The organism is Bradyrhizobium barranii subsp. barranii (assembly GCF_017565645.3).
Classification (GTDB): Bacteria; Pseudomonadota; Alphaproteobacteria; order Rhizobiales; family Xanthobacteraceae; genus Bradyrhizobium; species Bradyrhizobium barranii.
On record NZ_CP086136.1, the window covers coordinates 5,715,293 to 5,730,926 of the forward strand.

The 15,634-nt window shown below is 64.2% G+C and carries 16 protein-coding genes and 1 pseudogene; 5 read left to right on the plus strand and 12 right to left on the minus strand.

All coding sequences use genetic code 11. The features are described from left to right. Positions 1 to 292: 292 nt before the first annotated feature. Together J4G43_RS27420 and J4G43_RS27425 are read right to left on the minus strand one after the other, a co-directional pair. Complete coding sequence (locus J4G43_RS27420; RefSeq protein WP_208086880.1) at positions 293 to 1,456, minus strand: CmpA/NrtA family ABC transporter substrate-binding protein; 1,164 nt, start codon at positions 1,454 to 1,456, stop codon at positions 293 to 295. Further along, positions 1,453 to 2,043 (minus strand): ANTAR domain-containing response regulator, encoded by a 591-nt coding sequence (locus tag J4G43_RS27425; RefSeq protein ID WP_027559205.1) that lies wholly within the window; start codon positions 2,041 to 2,043, stop codon positions 1,453 to 1,455. The genes J4G43_RS27420 and J4G43_RS27425 overlap by 4 nt, the downstream gene beginning before the upstream one ends. A gap of 112 nt (positions 2,044 to 2,155) precedes the next feature. Here J4G43_RS27425 and rimO point away from each other — a divergent pair. Next, a pseudogene (rimO, locus tag J4G43_RS27430) lies at positions 2,156 to 3,482 on the plus strand (30S ribosomal protein S12 methylthiotransferase RimO). A gap of 206 nt (positions 3,483 to 3,688) precedes the next feature. Here the strand turns inward: rimO and J4G43_RS55370 are convergent. The 5 genes from J4G43_RS55370 to J4G43_RS27450 form a co-directional block, all read right to left on the minus strand. After that, complete coding sequence (locus J4G43_RS55370) at positions 3,689 to 3,814, minus strand: hypothetical protein (RefSeq protein WP_256461295.1); 126 nt, start codon at positions 3,812 to 3,814, stop codon at positions 3,689 to 3,691. Next, positions 3,811 to 4,230: a carboxymuconolactone decarboxylase family protein gene (locus tag J4G43_RS27435; RefSeq protein ID WP_014495189.1), complete on the minus strand. Its 420-nt coding sequence runs from the start codon at positions 4,228 to 4,230 to the stop codon at positions 3,811 to 3,813. Before J4G43_RS27435 ends, J4G43_RS55370 begins: the two co-directional genes overlap by 4 nt. Beyond that, on the minus strand, positions 4,163 to 4,594 hold the full coding sequence (locus J4G43_RS27440) for a MerR family transcriptional regulator (protein ID WP_208086881.1): 432 nt from the start codon (positions 4,592 to 4,594) through the stop codon (positions 4,163 to 4,165). Before J4G43_RS27440 ends, J4G43_RS27435 begins: the two co-directional genes overlap by 68 nt. A gap of 141 nt (positions 4,595 to 4,735) precedes the next feature. Then, a complete protein-coding gene (locus J4G43_RS27445; RefSeq protein ID WP_208086882.1) occupies positions 4,736 to 5,503 on the minus strand; it encodes an SH3 domain-containing protein in 768 nt (255 codons plus the stop codon). A 42-nt stretch (positions 5,504 to 5,545) separates the two neighbouring features. After that, positions 5,546 to 6,487: a hypothetical protein gene (locus J4G43_RS27450; protein ID WP_063986364.1), complete on the minus strand. Its 942-nt coding sequence runs from the start codon at positions 6,485 to 6,487 to the stop codon at positions 5,546 to 5,548. Positions 6,488 to 6,611: 124 nt separating this feature from the next. On the opposite strand from J4G43_RS27450, the gene J4G43_RS27455 reads away from it, so the two are divergent. Continuing rightward, a complete protein-coding gene (locus tag J4G43_RS27455; protein WP_225005162.1) occupies positions 6,612 to 7,775 on the plus strand; it encodes a tetratricopeptide repeat protein in 1,164 nt (387 codons plus the stop codon). Between the two features lie 286 nt (positions 7,776 to 8,061). Continuing rightward, entirely contained in the window at positions 8,062 to 9,252 is a 1,191-nt protein-coding gene (locus J4G43_RS27460) for an acetylornithine transaminase (RefSeq protein ID WP_208086884.1), read from the plus strand. 149 nt (positions 9,253 to 9,401) lie between these two features. Here J4G43_RS27460 and J4G43_RS27465 read toward each other — a convergent pair whose 3' ends face one another. The 3 genes from J4G43_RS27465 to pcsA form a co-directional block, all read right to left on the minus strand. Next, positions 9,402 to 10,376: a quinone oxidoreductase family protein gene (locus tag J4G43_RS27465; RefSeq protein ID WP_014495182.1), complete on the minus strand. Its 975-nt coding sequence runs from the start codon at positions 10,374 to 10,376 to the stop codon at positions 9,402 to 9,404. Between the two features lie 81 nt (positions 10,377 to 10,457). Beyond that, complete coding sequence (locus J4G43_RS27470) at positions 10,458 to 11,192, minus strand: TerC family protein (protein WP_063983222.1); 735 nt, start codon at positions 11,190 to 11,192, stop codon at positions 10,458 to 10,460. After that, entirely contained in the window at positions 11,189 to 11,956 is a 768-nt protein-coding gene (gene pcsA / locus J4G43_RS27475; protein ID WP_208089427.1) for a phosphatidylcholine synthase, read from the minus strand. The genes J4G43_RS27470 and pcsA overlap by 4 nt, the downstream gene beginning before the upstream one ends. A gap of 87 nt (positions 11,957 to 12,043) precedes the next feature. Between pcsA and J4G43_RS27480 the strand changes: the two genes are divergently transcribed. After that, entirely contained in the window at positions 12,044 to 13,228 is a 1,185-nt protein-coding gene (locus J4G43_RS27480; RefSeq protein ID WP_208086885.1) for a UbiH/UbiF family hydroxylase, read from the plus strand. A 6-nt stretch (positions 13,229 to 13,234) separates the two neighbouring features. On the opposite strand, the gene J4G43_RS27485 is transcribed toward J4G43_RS27480, so the two are convergent. Next, complete coding sequence (locus J4G43_RS27485; protein ID WP_028147872.1) at positions 13,235 to 14,188, minus strand: AEC family transporter; 954 nt, start codon at positions 14,186 to 14,188, stop codon at positions 13,235 to 13,237. Positions 14,189 to 14,294: 106 nt separating this feature from the next. Between J4G43_RS27485 and hspQ the strand changes: the two genes are divergently transcribed. Beyond that, the gene (gene hspQ / locus J4G43_RS27490) at positions 14,295 to 14,627 is read left to right on the plus strand and encodes a heat shock protein HspQ (RefSeq protein ID WP_014495177.1); all 333 of its coding nucleotides are present in this window, start codon (positions 14,295 to 14,297) and stop codon (positions 14,625 to 14,627) included. Positions 14,628 to 14,724: 97 nt separating this feature from the next. Here hspQ and J4G43_RS27495 read toward each other — a convergent pair whose 3' ends face one another. Further along, the gene (locus J4G43_RS27495) at positions 14,725 to 15,549 is read right to left on the minus strand and encodes an invasion associated locus B family protein (RefSeq protein WP_063983219.1); all 825 of its coding nucleotides are present in this window, start codon (positions 15,547 to 15,549) and stop codon (positions 14,725 to 14,727) included. Positions 15,550 to 15,634: the final 85 nt, after the last annotated feature.

The window sequence follows — 15,634 nt, forward strand, 5'->3', positions numbered from 1 at the left end:
GGAAAATTGCGCGACCCGCGAGGAACTCGGCTGGCTCAAGAAGCCGGCTGCGCACCCAACGGTCCGGTCAGCTTCGTTGCTGCGGGACTTGGCTCAGCAGGCGTCTGTGACAAGCTGGCCGCACTGCAACATACAAGTTGCGTGCCAGCTTCGATGAAATGGAAATTGCTTTGATTTCAGATGGATACAGACAAGCCCGGAAAATCGCGGTCCGGAACTCTCATGAAATTCGAGCAGGCGGCCCAAAATTTAGCCGATGATCTCTTCCGCCCAAAAACGATGCAGGACCGAATCAGGCCTTCCAGCGTCCGACCTCGAAGGCCTCCAGATGCCCCCGGATGTTGCCGGGATCGAAGGCCGGGCCCGCAAATGCCCCGAACGCCGCGGGGGCTTCAGCGGGCGATTGCTGACCGAGGGCTGCGTCGTAGAGGTCGGGCCTGAACACGGCCATCGCGGTCTTGACGCCGTCCGGCGTCAACGCCGTTTGCCCCCAGCGCACCATCTGCGCATAGAGCCAGGCCGCCTGGACAGGGTCCGGGCGCCCTGCCCCTTCGCGTCCGACCAGGAGATAGCGGCCGCTCTCGCGGAGGGTGCCGTCGGGAGAAATCTTCAGGCGCCCGGTGAGGGTTCGCCGGATGACTTCGGCATCGACGCCGATCCGTTCCGGCTGCGCCAGGATCCGCGCCGCCTCAGACAGGTTCGCGGGGTTCTCGATGAACGCGGCGCCCTTCACGGCCGCGCGCACCAGCGCTGCCACCACATCCGGATGCTTGTCGGCCCAGACCTGGCGAACCGCCAGCACCTTCTCAGCCGCGCGCACGAGAATGTCGGAGACGAAATGCAGGATGTGGCCGATGCCGAGATCGACCGCGACCGAATTCCAGGGCGCGCCGACGCAGAACGCATCGACATGGCCATTGGCGAGGCTATCGACCATGTAGGGCGGCGGCAGCACCACGAGACGCACATCCTCGTCCGGATCGACGCCGGCCGCCGCCATCCAGAACCGCAGCTGGTAATTGTGGGTCGAGAACGGGAAGGTCATGCCGAAGGTCAGCGGATCGGCACCTAGCTTGCGCCGATTGGCGACGACCTTCGCCAGCGCTTTCGCCGTGACAAGCGGATCAAAGCGGTCGCCGTCGATCTCCTCCATCAGCGCGGCATGGAGCGCCGGCGAGACCGTGATCGCGTTACCGTTGATGCCGAGATTGAAGGGCGCCGCGATCGGCACCTTGACGTGGCCGAGCCCGAGCGAGGACGCGATCGCGACCGGCGCCAGCAGATGCGCGGCGTCGAACAGGCCGATATTGAGCTTGTCGCGCACGTTGGACCAGGAGACCTCGCGCACCAGCTCGACCTCGAGTCCTTCGGCGGCGGCAAAGCCCTTGTCGACGGCGACGATCAGGGCGGCGGCGTCGACCAGCGGGATGAACCCGATGCGGAGGGGACCGGTCATTTCAGCATCTCCGACGCGGTGATGATCGACTGCGCGATCTCGCCGATTTTCTTCTTCTCGCGCATCGCCGTGGAGCGCAGCAGCACGTAGGCCTCGTCCTCGGTGAGGCCCTTGACCTTCATCAAAATTCCCTTGGCCTTCTCGATGATCTTGCGGTCCTCGAGCTGCGACTTGGTGCGCTCCAGCTCCTCCTGGAGTTTTGCGAAGGCGTTGAACCGGGACACGCAGAGGTCGAGGATCGGCTTGATGCGTTCCTTCTTCAGCCCGTCGACGATGTAGGCGGATACTCCCGCCTCCACGGACGCCTGGATCGAGGCTGAATCGCTCTGGTCCACGAACATCGCGATCGGCCGCTTCACGGCGCGGCTGACCTGGAACATCGCCTCCAGCACGTCGCGACTGGGGTTCTCCAGATCGATCAGGATGATATCAGGATCCACCGCATAAATACGGGCGAGCAGGCTCTGCATCTCGCGGATATGGACGACTTGCGTGAATCCGGCCTCCCGCAACCCTTCCTCGAGGATCGCAGCCCGGATCGGGCTTTCGTCGACAATCACGATTTTAGGCGACTGTTCGGCGCTCATAGCTCACTCACCACCCGGCGATTCATCCATAGCATGCCGGAGGGCGATGCAAAGGGTTGTAATTATGGGCAATTGGGACTAGCTCAGGCCTGTCAATCAGGCAGATTTGGATATGGATCAGACGGCTGCGCCCAAGGTCAGCTTCGTGTCACTCGGGTGTCCCAAGGCATTGGTGGATTCCGAGCGCATCATCACGCGCCTGCGCGCCGAGGGCTACGAGCTCGCCCGCAAGCATGACGGGGCGGACATCGTCATCGTCAATACGTGCGGCTTCCTCGACAGCGCCAAGCAGGAATCGCTCTCTGCGATCGGCGAGGCCATGGCCGAGAACGGCAAGGTGATCGTGACCGGTTGCATGGGCGCGGAACCCGAGCAGATCGAGCAAGCCTATCCCGGCGTGCTCTCCATCACCGGCCCGCAGCAATATGAGAGCGTACTGGACGCCGTGCAATCGCGCGCTGCCGCCCGCCCACAATCCGCATCTCGATCTGGTGCCGCCGCAGGGCATCAAGCTGACGCCGCGCCACTACGCTTACTTGAAGATCTCCGAGGGCTGCAACAACCGCTGCACCTTCTGCATCATCCCGAAGCTGCGCGGCGATCTCGTCTCGCGTCCGGCCAATGACGTGCTGCGCGAGGCCGAGCGCCTCGTCGGCGCCGGCGTCAAGGAGCTGCTGGTGATCTCGCAGGACACCTCGGCCTACGGCGTCGATCTCAAATACGCCGAGAGCCCGTGGAAGGATCGCCAGGTCCGCGCCAAATTCCTCGACCTCGCGCGCGAGCTCGGCGAACTCGGCGCATGGGTCCGGCTGCAATATGTCTACCCCTACCCGCATGTCGACGAGGTCATCGCGCTGATGAACGAGGGCAAGGTGCTGCCCTATCTCGACATCCCGTTCCAGCATGCAAGCCCCGAGGTGCTGAAGGCGATGAAGCGCCCCGCAGCGCAGGACAAGACGCTGGCGCGGATCAAGCGCTGGCGCGAGGAATGTCCCGATCTCGCTTTGCGCTCGACCTTCATCGTCGGCTTCCCCGGCGAGACCGATGCCGATTTCGCCTATCTGCTCGACTGGCTGGATGAGGCCGAGATCGATCGCCTCGGCTGCTTCAAATACGAGCCGGTTGCCGGTGCGACGTCGAATGCGATCGAGAACCCCGTGCCCGAAGAGATCAAGCAGGAGCGCTACAACGCGCTGATGGCCCGCCAGCAGAAGATCTCCGCGCGCCGGCTGAAGCGCAAGGTCGGCACGCGCCAGCAGATCATCATCGACGAGGTCGGCCCGACGGTTTCAAAAGGCCGCTCCAAGGCCGACGCGCCGGAGATTGACGGCGCGGTCTATCTCTCCAGCCGCCGCCCGTTACGCGTCGGCGAGATCGTCACCGCGAAGATCGAGCGCGCCGACCAATACGACCTGCACGGCAGCGTCGCGGGGTTCTGACGGCGCCAACGATCGCGTCACCTCTCTTGCGGGTCGCTGCAACCGGATATGAAGAAGGTCGTCATGCCCGGGCTTGTCCCGGGCATCCACGTTCTTCGTGCCACTGGGCAATGCATGGATGGCCGGGACAAGCCCGGCCATGACGCTGTGGAAGCCTCTGTGCCTCAAGCTTGCAGGGAGCAGACCGTCGCTGGGCTACAGCTCCGTCAAACCAGCCATTTCGGCACCCAGCGCTCCGGGCGTCGGGAGCGGGCGAGATCGGCCTGGGCTTCGGTCAGCTTGGCGGGCTCGCCGTCGATGGTCGGGCGCACATCGTATTCGAAGTTCGTCACGTCGCTTCTCCCGACGCCTGCCGTCCGTCATGCGCGGAAAACACCTCCTTGGCTGCGAACAGCCCGTTCACCGCCGCCGGGAAGCCCGCATAGACGGCCATCTGCATGATGATCTCCACGATCTCGTCGCGAGACAGCCCGACGTTCAGACCCGCCTCGATATGCACTTTGAGCTGAGGCGCGGCATTTCCGAGCGCCGTCAGCGCGGCGATCGTCGCGATCTCTCGATCGCGCAGGCCGAGGTCCGGGCGGCTGTAAATGTCGCCGAAGGGAAACTCGATCACGTATCGTGCGAAATCCGGAGCGATGTCGGCGAGTGAGGCCACGACCTTTTCGCCGGCTCTGCCGTCAATGCGTGACAGGGCCCGCTGGCCGCGATCGAAGCGGCTTTCGGCTTGAGTTTGGGCGTGCGTCATTTTCCTTCGTCCTCTGTTCATCGCCGGCATAACCGGAGATCTTGGTATCAAGGACGAGCAGGCATTCCTGGAGTTCGGCAATCTGCGTGCGAACCTGTTCCCGGTGGATTTCCAGCATCTGCCGCCGGGCTGGCCCGGTGGCATCGCCTTCATCACAAAGCGCCGCATAACGCAACATGTCCCGGATCGGCATTCCCGTGGTCTTGAGCCGACCGAGGAATGCGATCCATGTGAGGATCGATGCGTCAAAGTCACGCTGGCCGGAACGATCCCGGTCTGCGTATGGCAGCAGCCCGACGCGCTCATAATAACGCAACGTGTGCGTCGACAAGCCGGTTCGTTTTGCGAGGTCGCCGATCTTCATGTGTGCCCGTTCTCGTACTGACGCACGTACAGATACCCCTTCGAGCGCACTCTAAGTCAAGGGGGATCGCAAGGGGATCGAAGGTGCCGTTCCCGCGAGGTCAAGTTGGCACGACAGCAGAAGAATACCGGTTCGACGCGACTAGTCGCCGGCAAAAAAGATTCCCTCGATGTCTTCCGCTTGCTGACCTCCGGCCAGACTGACCCAACCAGTCAGTCCGTTCTTGTCCCGAATGAGGAAATGGTAGCGCTCGGACGAGTCTTCCTCACGTCGATCGCTTGCGACGAGCACCTCAACGAACTCACCTTTCGGAATGGTGCCGACCGCATTCGTCGCAGCCTTATCGAAATAGAACGTCAGGTCATGCAGCGTCTTTGACTTGAGGCCGACGTAGTGAAACGGCTGGCTGACTTCCTTCAACCGATCGCCGTCAAGGCAGTACTTGCGTCGATGGTTGAACATCGTATTGACGTGACCGGAAGCGTAGACGCACCCGTCGCCGGGTATCTCGAATCGGAGGCCTTCGATCTGGTCTCGATAAAGATCGGCCGCACCTCCAACCAGGTTGAACACACAATTGTAGTCGGCACTACCGCCGGAGCTGCAGACAACCAGGAAGTACCTCTCCGACCGAAGGCGAAGCTTCGTTTCAAAAACGTAGGTGAGAATAACGCCGCCAGCATCGGCCTCATCGCTGTTTTTCTTTTCGTCCGGTGTGATCACGTGAGGCCGCGTGAGCGCGGGATCGGTAGCCAGCACAATCGGAAGGTCGGCAACGGCGCTTTCCACGAGCTCGGTTTGCGCGTCTGCGGCCGAGGCCGCTGACATCAGCAGGATCGCGACAATCAACCGGTGACAAAGGCCGCGCATCAGCGAACTACCCCGACGAGAAGCTAATTCAATCAGCAACCTGATTGCACGGCTCCGTGACGGGATTCTGACGGTGTTCCGTCACGCCAGCCATTTCGGCACCCACCGCTCCGGGCGCGGGGCGCGCGCGAGATCGGCCTTTGCTTCGGAGAGCTGCGCCGGCTCGCCGCCGATGATCGGACGCACATCGTATTCGAAGTTCGGCATGACGCGGCCGTCGACATAGAGGCCGAATTTCATCGCGTGCCACAGCCCGAGCTCGGGTTGTGCCTTGCGCATCTCCTCGCGCAGATCGCGCAGCAGCGATTCGATCGAGGCGGCCTCCTCGAACGGCTGCGGGCCGAGGGTCAGGACGCGGGCCTCGTACTGCTTGCCGACGATCGCGACCTCGAAGCGGGTCTTGTCCCAGGGCTTCTTGCCCTTGGGCAGATGCGCGGCGAGCCGCCAGCCGAGCTCGGCCATCAAGCGATGATTGGCCCAATAGTCTTCGCGATCCCGGCTCCATTTTTCCACGAAGCCGCGAAAGTCGGGAAGTTCCGCGGCGCCGTCGTCACATGCCGCCTTGTCGCCGATCGGCTGCCCGGCAAGCCATTTCGCGAGCTCGTCGGTCTGGCACTCGACCTCGTCATGCGGCTTGAGATCGCTCCAGGCCTTGTCAAATTGCTGCGACGTCAGCTTCGCCAGCAAGCCGTCGAGGCTCGGCGCGAGCAGTTCGTAGTCGCCCTCGGAGCCCAGCCCCACGATCGGCGGATTGTCGCGATCAAGACCCGCGCCATACCAGCCGCCGACGGCCGAGCCATCCGGCAGCCGCATGAACAGTGAAAACCTGTCGCGCAAGGGACTGCCGTCGAAGATCGGCGCCTGATCGGAGAACTGGCCTTGCAGGGAGAAACGGCCGACGCTGCCCCACGGGCGCCCGTTCAGCCAATCGGCAAAGTCGACCAGCAGGGACGGCGCCTCGATGCCCGGCGGAAACGCGCCGCGAATGCTGTCTAGGTCGATCGGGTAAGGCGTATCGGACAAGGTCTTCAAACTATCTGGTTGGTCCCGCCTTCTTGGTCTGCCCCGTGATGCATTCGGTTCGAACCAAGTCGCGTCCTTCGATCACAAACGCGCTAGAGGCGCAATGGTTTCGATGTGGAAAACAATGAAACACACTGAAACGTCAAGGATTCTCTTCAAGCTGTCTGCGATCGGCATCGCAATGGCCGTGTTCGCCCTGTCCGCCCCCGCCACCGCCACCGCGCGATCGCCGTCAGCCGCGCAGGCACGCCAATGGTGCTATAGCGACGACGACGGGGACCGCGAGGACCAGCGCATCGCCGGCTGCTCGGCCGTGCTCAAGGCCGATCCCTCGAATGTGCGGGCGCTGGCCAATCGCGGCGAGATGTTTCGGCGAAAAGGCGACACGGAGCGTGCCCTGGCGGACTTCAACCGTGCCATCGATCTCGATCCGAAAGACGCCGACCTCTGGTACAATCGCGGCATCGCCCATGACGATCTCGGCGACACCGACCACGCCATTGCCGACTACACGCGCGCGATTCGGCTGAATTCCCGCGACGCGCTCTACTACAACAACCGCGGCAATTCCCACATCCACAAGAACGACTACGAGCATGCGATGGCCGACTACGATCAGGCCATCAAGCTCGACCCTAAATTTGCGCTGGCCTATTTCAATCGCGGCACTGCCTATCGCAACCATGGCGACGACGCTCGCGCACTGGCGGATTTCGATCTCTCGATCAAGCTCGACCCGAATTACGGCCCGGCCTACGGCAACCGCGCACGAGTCTTCCGCGACCGCGGCGACCGTGCGCGTGCGCTGGCCGACTTCGCAAAATCGCTTCAGCTCAGTCCGAACAACGATCGCGATTTCTTTGCGCGCGCGAACATGTATTTCGACACCCACGACTATGCGCAGGCGCTGGAGGATTACGATCGCTCGATCAAGGCCAATGCGAGCTATCCGGGCGTGTTCAATTCGCGTTGCATGACGCGTGCGATCCTTGGCCGCCTGCAGGAGGCGCTGGCCGATTGCGAGCAGTCGCTGCGGATGGCTCCCAACGACCCCTATACGCTGGACAGCCGCGCCCTCACGTATCTGAAGCTCGGCAATCTCGACGCGGCGATTGCGGATTACGACGCGGCGCTGAGCGCAAAGCCTGAGCTCGACGGCTCCCTCTACGGCCGCGGACTGGCGAAGCGAAAGAAGGGCGACAGCGAAGGCGCTGAGCAAGACATCGCGGCCGCCAAGGCAATCAACGCCGGCATCGCGGACAGTTTTGCGCGCTACTGCGTTCAGTGACGTGCTCCCATCTCGCCGATGCACGCCGGACGGGTGTTCTTCAAAACGCCCGCTTGACAAGCCCTGCCCTTCGGCTGTAGGGACCCGCCCCATGATCAACGCTCGGACCCATCAGCGCACCGAAATGCTCCGCCGTCGCTTCCGCGACGACGAGAGGGTGCGCCATGTCCGACGACGCCGCTGAACCACTGAATTCAGCCGAGTTTTCGCAAAGGCCGCACCCGCAAGGTGCGGCCTTTCTGCTTTTTGCGCCCCTTTTTCCACCCCGTCCCCACAGGAGTTCGACATGACCACGCATCCGTTTGACGCGCTGATGGACATCACCGCACGGCCCAAGGCCGTGTTCGTCCGCGGCGCGGGCTCCTACCTCTGGGACGACAGCCGCAAGCGCTATCTCGATTTCGTGCAGGGCTGGGCCGTCAACTGCCTCGGTCACTCCCCGCCCGCGATCGCCGATGCGCTTGCCGCGCAGGCCAAGCGGCTGCTGACGCCGAGCCCGGCGTTCTACAACGAGCCGAGCCTGAAGCTTGCCGAGCGGCTTGTCGCAAGCAGCGCGTTCGACCAGGTGTTCTTTGCCAACTCCGGCGCCGAAGCCAACGAGGGCGCGATCAAGCTCGCGCGCAAATACGGCAGCCTGCACAGGAACGGCGCGTTCGAGATCATCAGCTTCGCAGGCGGCTTCCACGGCCGGACGCTGGCGACGATGTCAGCCTCGGGCAAGAAGGCGTTCGAGCCGCTGTTCGAGCCGAAGGTCGCCGGCTTCAAGAAGGCGAAGCTGAACGACATCGCCTCGGTCGAGGAGCTGATCAACGACAACACCGTCGCGGTGATGCTGGAGCCGATCCAGGGTGAATCCGGCGTATGGCCCGCGACCGATCAGTTCCTGAAGGAGCTGCGCGCGCTCACCGACGCGCACGGCCTGCTGCTCATTTTTGACGAGATCCAGACCGGCATGGGCCGGACCGGAAAACTCTTCCACTACGAGCACACAGGCATCGCGCCCGACATCATGACGCTCGGCAAAGGCATCGGCGGTGGCGTGCCGCTCGCAGCCCTACTCGCAACCGAACGTGCCTCCTGCTTCGAGCACGGCGATCAGGGCGGGACCTTCAACGCCAACCCGATCATGTGCGCGGCGGGGCTCGCGGTGCTGGAAGAGATCAGCAAGCCCGACTTCCTGAAGACGGTCACCGAGACCGGCCTGCTGCTCGAAAGCGAGTTGCAGAAGGTCTCGGCCCGGCACGGCCTCGGCGGCGTGCGGGGACGTGGCCTCCTGCTCGCGCTCGACCTCAAGCTGCCGATCGCGCCAGGCATCGTCGCGCAGGCGTTCGAGGCCGGCGTGCTCCTGAACGCGCCGCAGCTCGACACGCTGCGCTTCATGCCGGCGCTGAACGTCACGCGGGCCGAGATCGTCGAGATGATCGATTGTCTCGACGGGATTTTGACCAGGGCCGGCGCGGCAAGGCGCGTCGCGTGAGGCCAGTCTCGTGCCCCGGACGCAGCGCAGCGCCCCTTCGGCGGTGCGCTGCAGAGCCGGGGCCCAGCCGGGGAGATGGTCCCGGCCCTGCGCAGCAGCGTTTCACGCTGCGGCGCGTCCGGGACACGGGAGCCGAGGATGACGAGAGACTACGGCTTCAGGATCGACGCGCCGGTGGTCTTGCGGCTTTCGAGATCGATATGCGCCTTGGCGGCGTCCTTCAGCGCGTAGGCGTGGTTGATCGGCACGTGCAGCTTGCCGTTGATGACGGCGGCGAACAGCGTATCGGCGCCTTCCAGCAGCTCCTTGCGCGTGCCGACGTAGTCGTTCAGTTTCGGCCGCGTCGCAAACAGCGAGCCGTGATTGTTGAGCTCGGCGATCGAGAACGGCGGCACGGGCCCCGAGGCATTGCCGAACGAGACGAACATGCCGCGCGGCTTCAGGCAGGACAGCGAGCCCGGGAAGGTCGCCTTGCCGACGCCGTCATAGACGACGTCGCAGCCCTCGTTGCGGCTGATCTGCTTCACGCGCGCGACGAAATCCTCTTCGTTGTAGAGGATGACGTGGTCGCAGCCATTGGCCTCCGCAAGCTCCGCCTTCTCGCGCGAGCCGACCGTGCCGATGACATGGGCCCCGAGCGCCCTCGCCCATTGGCAGGCGAGCAAGCCGATGCCGCCGGCCGCGGCATGGATCAGCACGCGATGATGCGGCTCGACCTTGAAGGTCTTGTGCAGGAGATACCAGACCGTCAGCCCCTTCAGCATCAGCACGGCGCCCTGCTCGTGTGTGATGTGGTCGGGCAGCTTGACCAGCTTCTCCCAGGGGATGTTGCGCTCGCCGGTATAGGCACCGAGATTGTGGTAGTAGGCCACGCGGTCGCCGGGATGGAAATGCGTCACGCCGGGCCCGACGGCGATGACCTCGCCCGACGCTTCGTTGCCGGCGATGAAGGGCAGCCCCGGCGCCTTGTAGAGGCCGGTGCGATAATAGACGTCGATGAAGTTCAGCCCGACCGCATGCTGGCGGATGCGCACCTCGCCGGAAGCCGGCGCCGGGACATCGACGCTCTCATAGACCAGGGCTTCGGGGCCTCCGACCTTGTGCACACGGACGGCTTTGGTCATCACCTGACCTCCTCTCGGTCTTCTCGCCGCTGAGCGAAAGACATCGCGCCCGCCTTGTCAACTCGACCCAGATTGGAACGGCTAAACGGACGACTTGCGGACTTTCCTGCGGTTGCGCTTCGCCAGCACGTTGAAGAATTCCACCGCCGCCGAGAACGCAATTGCGAAGTAGATGTAGCCGCGCGGAATGTGGAATTGGAATCCGTCCGCGACCAGCGCGACGCCGATCAGCACCAGGAACGCCAGCGCCAGCATCTTGGTGGTCGGATGCTCCGCAACGAAGCGCGACACCGGCCCCGACGAAATGTACATGATCAGGCAGGCGATCACGACCGCCGCGATCATGATCTCGATGTCCTGCGCCATGCCGATCGCGGTGATGATCGAGTCCAGCGAGAACACGATGTCGATGACGATGATCTGGACGATCACCCAGAAGAACGCGCTGCCGCCGGACTCCCGGTCGCCCTCGCCGTCATCGGCTTCGACCTCGGCGTGGATCTCGTGCGTCGCCTTGGCGATCAGGAACAGGCCGCCGCCGATCAGGATGAGATCGCGCCAGGAGAAGCCGTAACCTGAAAATGAAAACACCGGCGCGGTCAGGCCGATCAGCCAGACCAGCAGGCTGAGCAGGATGATGCGGAAGATCAGCGCCAGCGCGAGCCCGATCTGGCGGGCGCGGTGGGCCTGCTTCTCGGGGATGCGCGAGACGATCACCGACAGGAAGATGACGTTGTCGATGCCGAGCACGATCTCGAGCGCGGTCAAGGTGAGCAGCGCGGCCCAGGCTTCAGGACTAGTGAGGAGGTGCATCATGCGAAGGATCTTGCCAGGCGGATCAAGGCGTCGCTGAAGCTGATCCAGAGTGCGATGGCGCAGAGCACGATCGTCACGCCGGTGCCGACGCGAAAATCCATCTCCAGCACATAGAGGCCGAGCACGGCCCAGATCGCGATCAGCGACATCGTCAGCCAGCGCAGCCGAACCACCCGCACCGGATGCAGCACGTGGAACGGCACGAAGGTCAGCACGACAAGCGCCGCGACCAGCAGCGTCGATACCAGCGGCGGCCAGTGCAGCAGGAACAGGTAGAACGCCGCCGCATTCCACAGCGCCGGAAAGCCGCGAAAATGATTGTCGTCCGCCTTCATGCGCAGATCGGCGAAATATAGTGCGCTGGTGACGATGATGGCGATGCCGAGCAGCGGCGCGGCCACCGGCAGCAACAGCCCGCTCGCCACGATCGCATAGGCCGGCACGAACACATAGGTGACGAAGTCGACCACGAGATCGAGCACGTCTCCCGACCAGTTCGGCTGCACATCCTTGACCTTCAGCAGGCGTGCGATCGGCCCGTCGATCGCATCGATGATCAGGGCGACGCCCAGCCACTGAAACATCGCCGCCCAATGCTCGCGCACGGCCTCCAGCATCGCCAGCAGCGCGATGGCCGCGCCGAATGCGGTGAAGATGTGCACCGAGAAGGCCACGGCGCGGATCGCCGGTCTCGGCTTCAGGGAATCCTCTTGGGTATCCATGGCTTCTGCTATCAGAATGAGACCGGTTTGCACATCCGCCATTGCGGCGCGCGGTCGCACAATTCGCCACAAAATCAAGGAAATATAGCCGGGCTTGAATTTGCCGCGCAGCATGTCAATTGTCGTTCCATGACAGATGCATCGACACTCCATGACGCGGCCGTGATCGGCGGCGGACCGGCGGGGCTGGCGGCCGCCATCGCACTGGCGCAGGCCGGCGCGCGGACCGCGCTGGTGGCGCGGCGCATGCCCTACGCCGACAACCGCACCACCGCCCTGCTCGGCGCCTCCGTCGATCTCCTGGAGAGCCTCGACGTCTGGCCGCGCTGCAAGGGCAAGGCGGCCGCGCTCGAAATCATGCGCCTCGTCGACGACACCGGCCGGCTGTTCCGGGCGCCGGAGGTCCGGTTCTCCTGCCACGAAATCGCGCTCGACGCCTTCGGCTACAACATCGACAACCGCTCGCTGATGCTGGCGATGGAAGAACGCGCGGCTGAGTTGCCCAACCTCGTCCGTTGCGATGACGAGGCCGAAAGCGTCGTCATCGAAGCCGACGACGTCGCGGTCCGCACGACGTCCGCTCAATTCCTCTCGGCCCGGCTCGTGGTCGGCGCCGACGGCCGGCACTCGCTGTGCCGGGAAGCCGCCGGCATCGCGGTGACGCGGCGCGACCTGACGCAGACCGCGCTGACCTTCAACGTCGGCCATGCGCGCCCGCATCGCAACGTCTCGACCGAGTTCCACACGCCGCATGGCCCTTGCGTGTTCGTGCCCCTGCCCGGCGACCGCTCCAGCATCGTCTGGGTCTCGGCCCCCGCCGAGGCCGAGCGGCTCCGCGGCTTGAGCGACGCGGAGCTGTCCGCCGCGATCGAGAAGCAGTCGCATTCCATTTTGGGACGCATGACGGTCGAGCCGGGCCGCAATCTGTTTCCGCTGGCGATCGAACGTCCAACATCCTTCGGGCGCGACCGCATCGCGCTGGTCGGCGAAGCCGCCCATGTGGTCCCGCCGATCGGCGCCCAGGGCCTCAACCTTGGTCTGCGCGATGCCGCTGACATCGCCAGGCTCGCGGGCGAAGCCATCGCTGCGGGCCAGGATCCCGGCGCGCCCGACGTGCTCAAGCGCTACGACCGGACGCGGCGTCCGGACATTTTGAGCCGCACGTTTGCGATCGACATCGCCAACCGCTCCCTGCTCAACGATTTCCTGCCGCTCCAGCCGGTTCGCGCGGTCGGCATGCACCTGCTCGGCGCCATCGGCCCGCTGCGGCGCTTCGCCATGCGCGAGGGCTTGACCCCGACGTGGCGGCGATAGGCTCGCTTACGGAAACGCCAGCCGGCCGGTCTGGATCGCCCACATCACGCTGGTCAGCGTGACCACCGACGCGAAGGTCCCGAGCAGCACCGCGACAGAGGCGGATTCGATCCAGGCGTCGTTCTGCCGGGCGATCACGAACACGTTGAGCGCCGGCGGCAGCGAGGCCATCAGCACGGCGGTCGCGGCCCAGGGCTGCGCGAACGGTCCGAACGCCAGCATCAGACCGAACGCGGCGAGCGGGTGGATCAACAGCTTCACCGCGATCACGCCCGGCACCTCCCACGGCACCCGGTTGAACGGGCGGAGCGCCACGGTCACGCCGAGCACGAACAGCGCGGTCGGTGCGGCTGCGTTCTGAAGGAACGTGATGGTGCGATCGAGTGCGACCGGCAGCTCGATATGAAGCGCCGCCACGGCCGCGCCGAAGCAGGCCGACATGATCAGCGGGTTGAGCACGATCTGCTTCAGCACGACGCCGAAGGCATGGACCAGCGAGGGATGGTCGCGGTCGGAGAGCTCGATCAGCAGCGGCACGATCGTGAACAGGAAGATGCTGTCGCAGCAGAAGATCAGCGCGGTCGGCGCCGAGGCCTTCGGTCCAAGCACGGCGAGCGCCAGCCCCGGCCCCATGTAGCCGATATTGCCATAGCCGCCGGAGAGGCCCGCAAGCGTCGCCTCGCGCAGCGTCAGCCGTCCCAAAACCTTGCCGACGACCAGCGCCAGGGTGAACGCCGCAACCGTGGACAGCGTGGTCGCGACCAGGAACGGCGGGTTGTTCAATTCCGCAAACGGCGTCTTCGACATGATCGCGAACAGCAGCGCCGGCAGCGACACGTAGAGCAGGAAGAAGTTCATCCAGGCGAGGCCTGATTCCGGCAGCGACTTGGCCTTGCCGCAAGCGAATCCAACAAAGATCAAGCCGAAATAAGGTAGCGCCAGATTGAGGATATCGATCATTGATGAAGTGTTTTCTGAAGATTTGGGGGCTATCCACCCCTTAGTCGAAGGTCAATTCCAGGTCAGGGCACTAGCATCGGCCACAATCCTGGTCTATCGACTGGGAATGATTAAAGCGAGGACCGCCAAATTCCAGATCGGACAGGTCGTTCGCCACCGGATCTTCTCGTTCCGGGGGGTGATTTTCGACATCGATCCGGAATTCAACAACACTGAGGAGTGGTGGCTGTCGATTCCCGAAGAGGTGCGGCCTCACAAGGACCAGCCGTTCTACCACCTGCTCGCGGAGAACGCGGAGTCGGAATACGTCGCCTATGTCTCCGAGCAGAATCTGGTGCCTGACGATTCCGGCGAGCCGATCCGCCATTCCCAGGTCGCCGAGATCTTCATCAAGGACAAAACCGGCGGCTATCGCCCGCGCAATCCGTCGCTGAACTGAGCCGACCGCGCTTGAAGTGAGTTTTGCCGCCATCAAGCGGCCAGCAAAAAAGGCGCTCGAACCGAGCGCCTTTTTCATGTCCGGGATTTTAGCCCGCTTACTTCTGACCGGTCGGAGCCGCGCCGGGCGCGCCACCGTTCTGCTCGAGCTTCTTGCGCTGCTCGTCGGCCTTCTTCTGAAGCTCTTCCTGAAGCTTCTTCTGGGTTTCCTCGAACACCTTCGGATCGGTCGGCGGACCGTCATAGGCCTTCTGGAATTCGCCAGCGAGCGGCAGCGGCAGCGTCAAGGGCGCACCGTTGGCATTGATCGCCTGGACAACGAGGTTCTGGCCCTTCTTCATGTTGCCGATGAGCTCGGGCGTAGCCTCGTAGTCGGACATGCAGCCATTCTGGAAGCAGATCACGTAGGGGCTCTGCAACGGCGCATTGTTGTCCACGATGATGCGGGTGCCGTGCACGAGCTGCATGCCCAGCGGCAGCGTCACGCGCAGGATCTTCTTGGGCTCACCTTCGGGCTCGATGATCACGGCCGCGATGACCGGCTGGCCCGACTCGATACGGCCGTCCTTGCCGGTGAAGCAGACCTGCTTGGCGTTGGCGTCCTGGCCCTTGAGGCAGAACTTGGTCCAGGGGGCGTAGATCAGCTGGATCTGCTGATCGGCCGGCTGGGCCGCGGCGCCCTGCTGCGCCGGAGCGCCCTGCGCGGGAGCCGGCTGGGCGGGAGCCTGGGCAGCCGGTGCCGGAGCCTTCGGGGCAGCCTTCGGGGCAGCTTTCGGCGCCGCCTTGGGCGCGGCAGGCGCGCCGGGGGCCGGCGCCGGGGTCTGGGCCTCAGCGGCAAACGGAACGGCCAATGCCGTCGCCGTCAACAAGGCGAGAAGTCGCCCGCGCGGCCGGACGGACGCGGCCAAGTAACGGAAATTCATTGCGGAAAACCCTTTCTGAACGGGAAGTGCCCGGACCGCTCCGAAGCGACGAACCTGGCCGCGTTGGGCGCGGCTCTCTCCCCGT

Coding starts and splice junctions, on each gene's coding strand:
- J4G43_RS27420 (WP_208086880.1), bottom strand. CDS start 1,456: ATGACCGGTCCCCTCCGCATCGGGTTCATCCCGCTGGTCGACGCCGCC.
- J4G43_RS27425 (WP_027559205.1), bottom strand. CDS start 2,043: ATGAGCGCCGAACAGTCGCCTAAAATCGTGATTGTCGACGAAAGCCCG.
- J4G43_RS27435 (WP_014495189.1), bottom strand. CDS start 4,230: ATGACGCACGCCCAAACTCAAGCCGAAAGCCGCTTCGATCGCGGCCAG.
- J4G43_RS27440 (WP_208086881.1), bottom strand. CDS start 4,594: ATGAAGATCGGCGACCTCGCAAAACGAACCGGCTTGTCGACGCACACG.
- J4G43_RS27455 (WP_225005162.1), top strand. CDS start 6,612: ATGAAACACACTGAAACGTCAAGGATTCTCTTCAAGCTGTCTGCGATC.
- J4G43_RS27460 (WP_208086884.1), top strand. CDS start 8,062: ATGACCACGCATCCGTTTGACGCGCTGATGGACATCACCGCACGGCCC.
- J4G43_RS27465 (WP_014495182.1), bottom strand. CDS start 10,376: ATGACCAAAGCCGTCCGTGTGCACAAGGTCGGAGGCCCCGAAGCCCTG.
- J4G43_RS27470 (WP_063983222.1), bottom strand. CDS start 11,192: ATGATGCACCTCCTCACTAGTCCTGAAGCCTGGGCCGCGCTGCTCACC.
- pcsA (WP_208089427.1), bottom strand. CDS start 11,956: ATGGCGGATGTGCAAACCGGTCTCATTCTGATAGCAGAAGCCATGGAT.
- J4G43_RS27480 (WP_208086885.1), top strand. CDS start 12,044: ATGACAGATGCATCGACACTCCATGACGCGGCCGTGATCGGCGGCGGA.
- J4G43_RS27485 (WP_028147872.1), bottom strand. CDS start 14,188: ATGATCGATATCCTCAATCTGGCGCTACCTTATTTCGGCTTGATCTTT.
- hspQ (WP_014495177.1), top strand. CDS start 14,295: ATGATTAAAGCGAGGACCGCCAAATTCCAGATCGGACAGGTCGTTCGC.
- J4G43_RS27495 (WP_063983219.1), bottom strand. CDS start 15,549: ATGAATTTCCGTTACTTGGCCGCGTCCGTCCGGCCGCGCGGGCGACTT.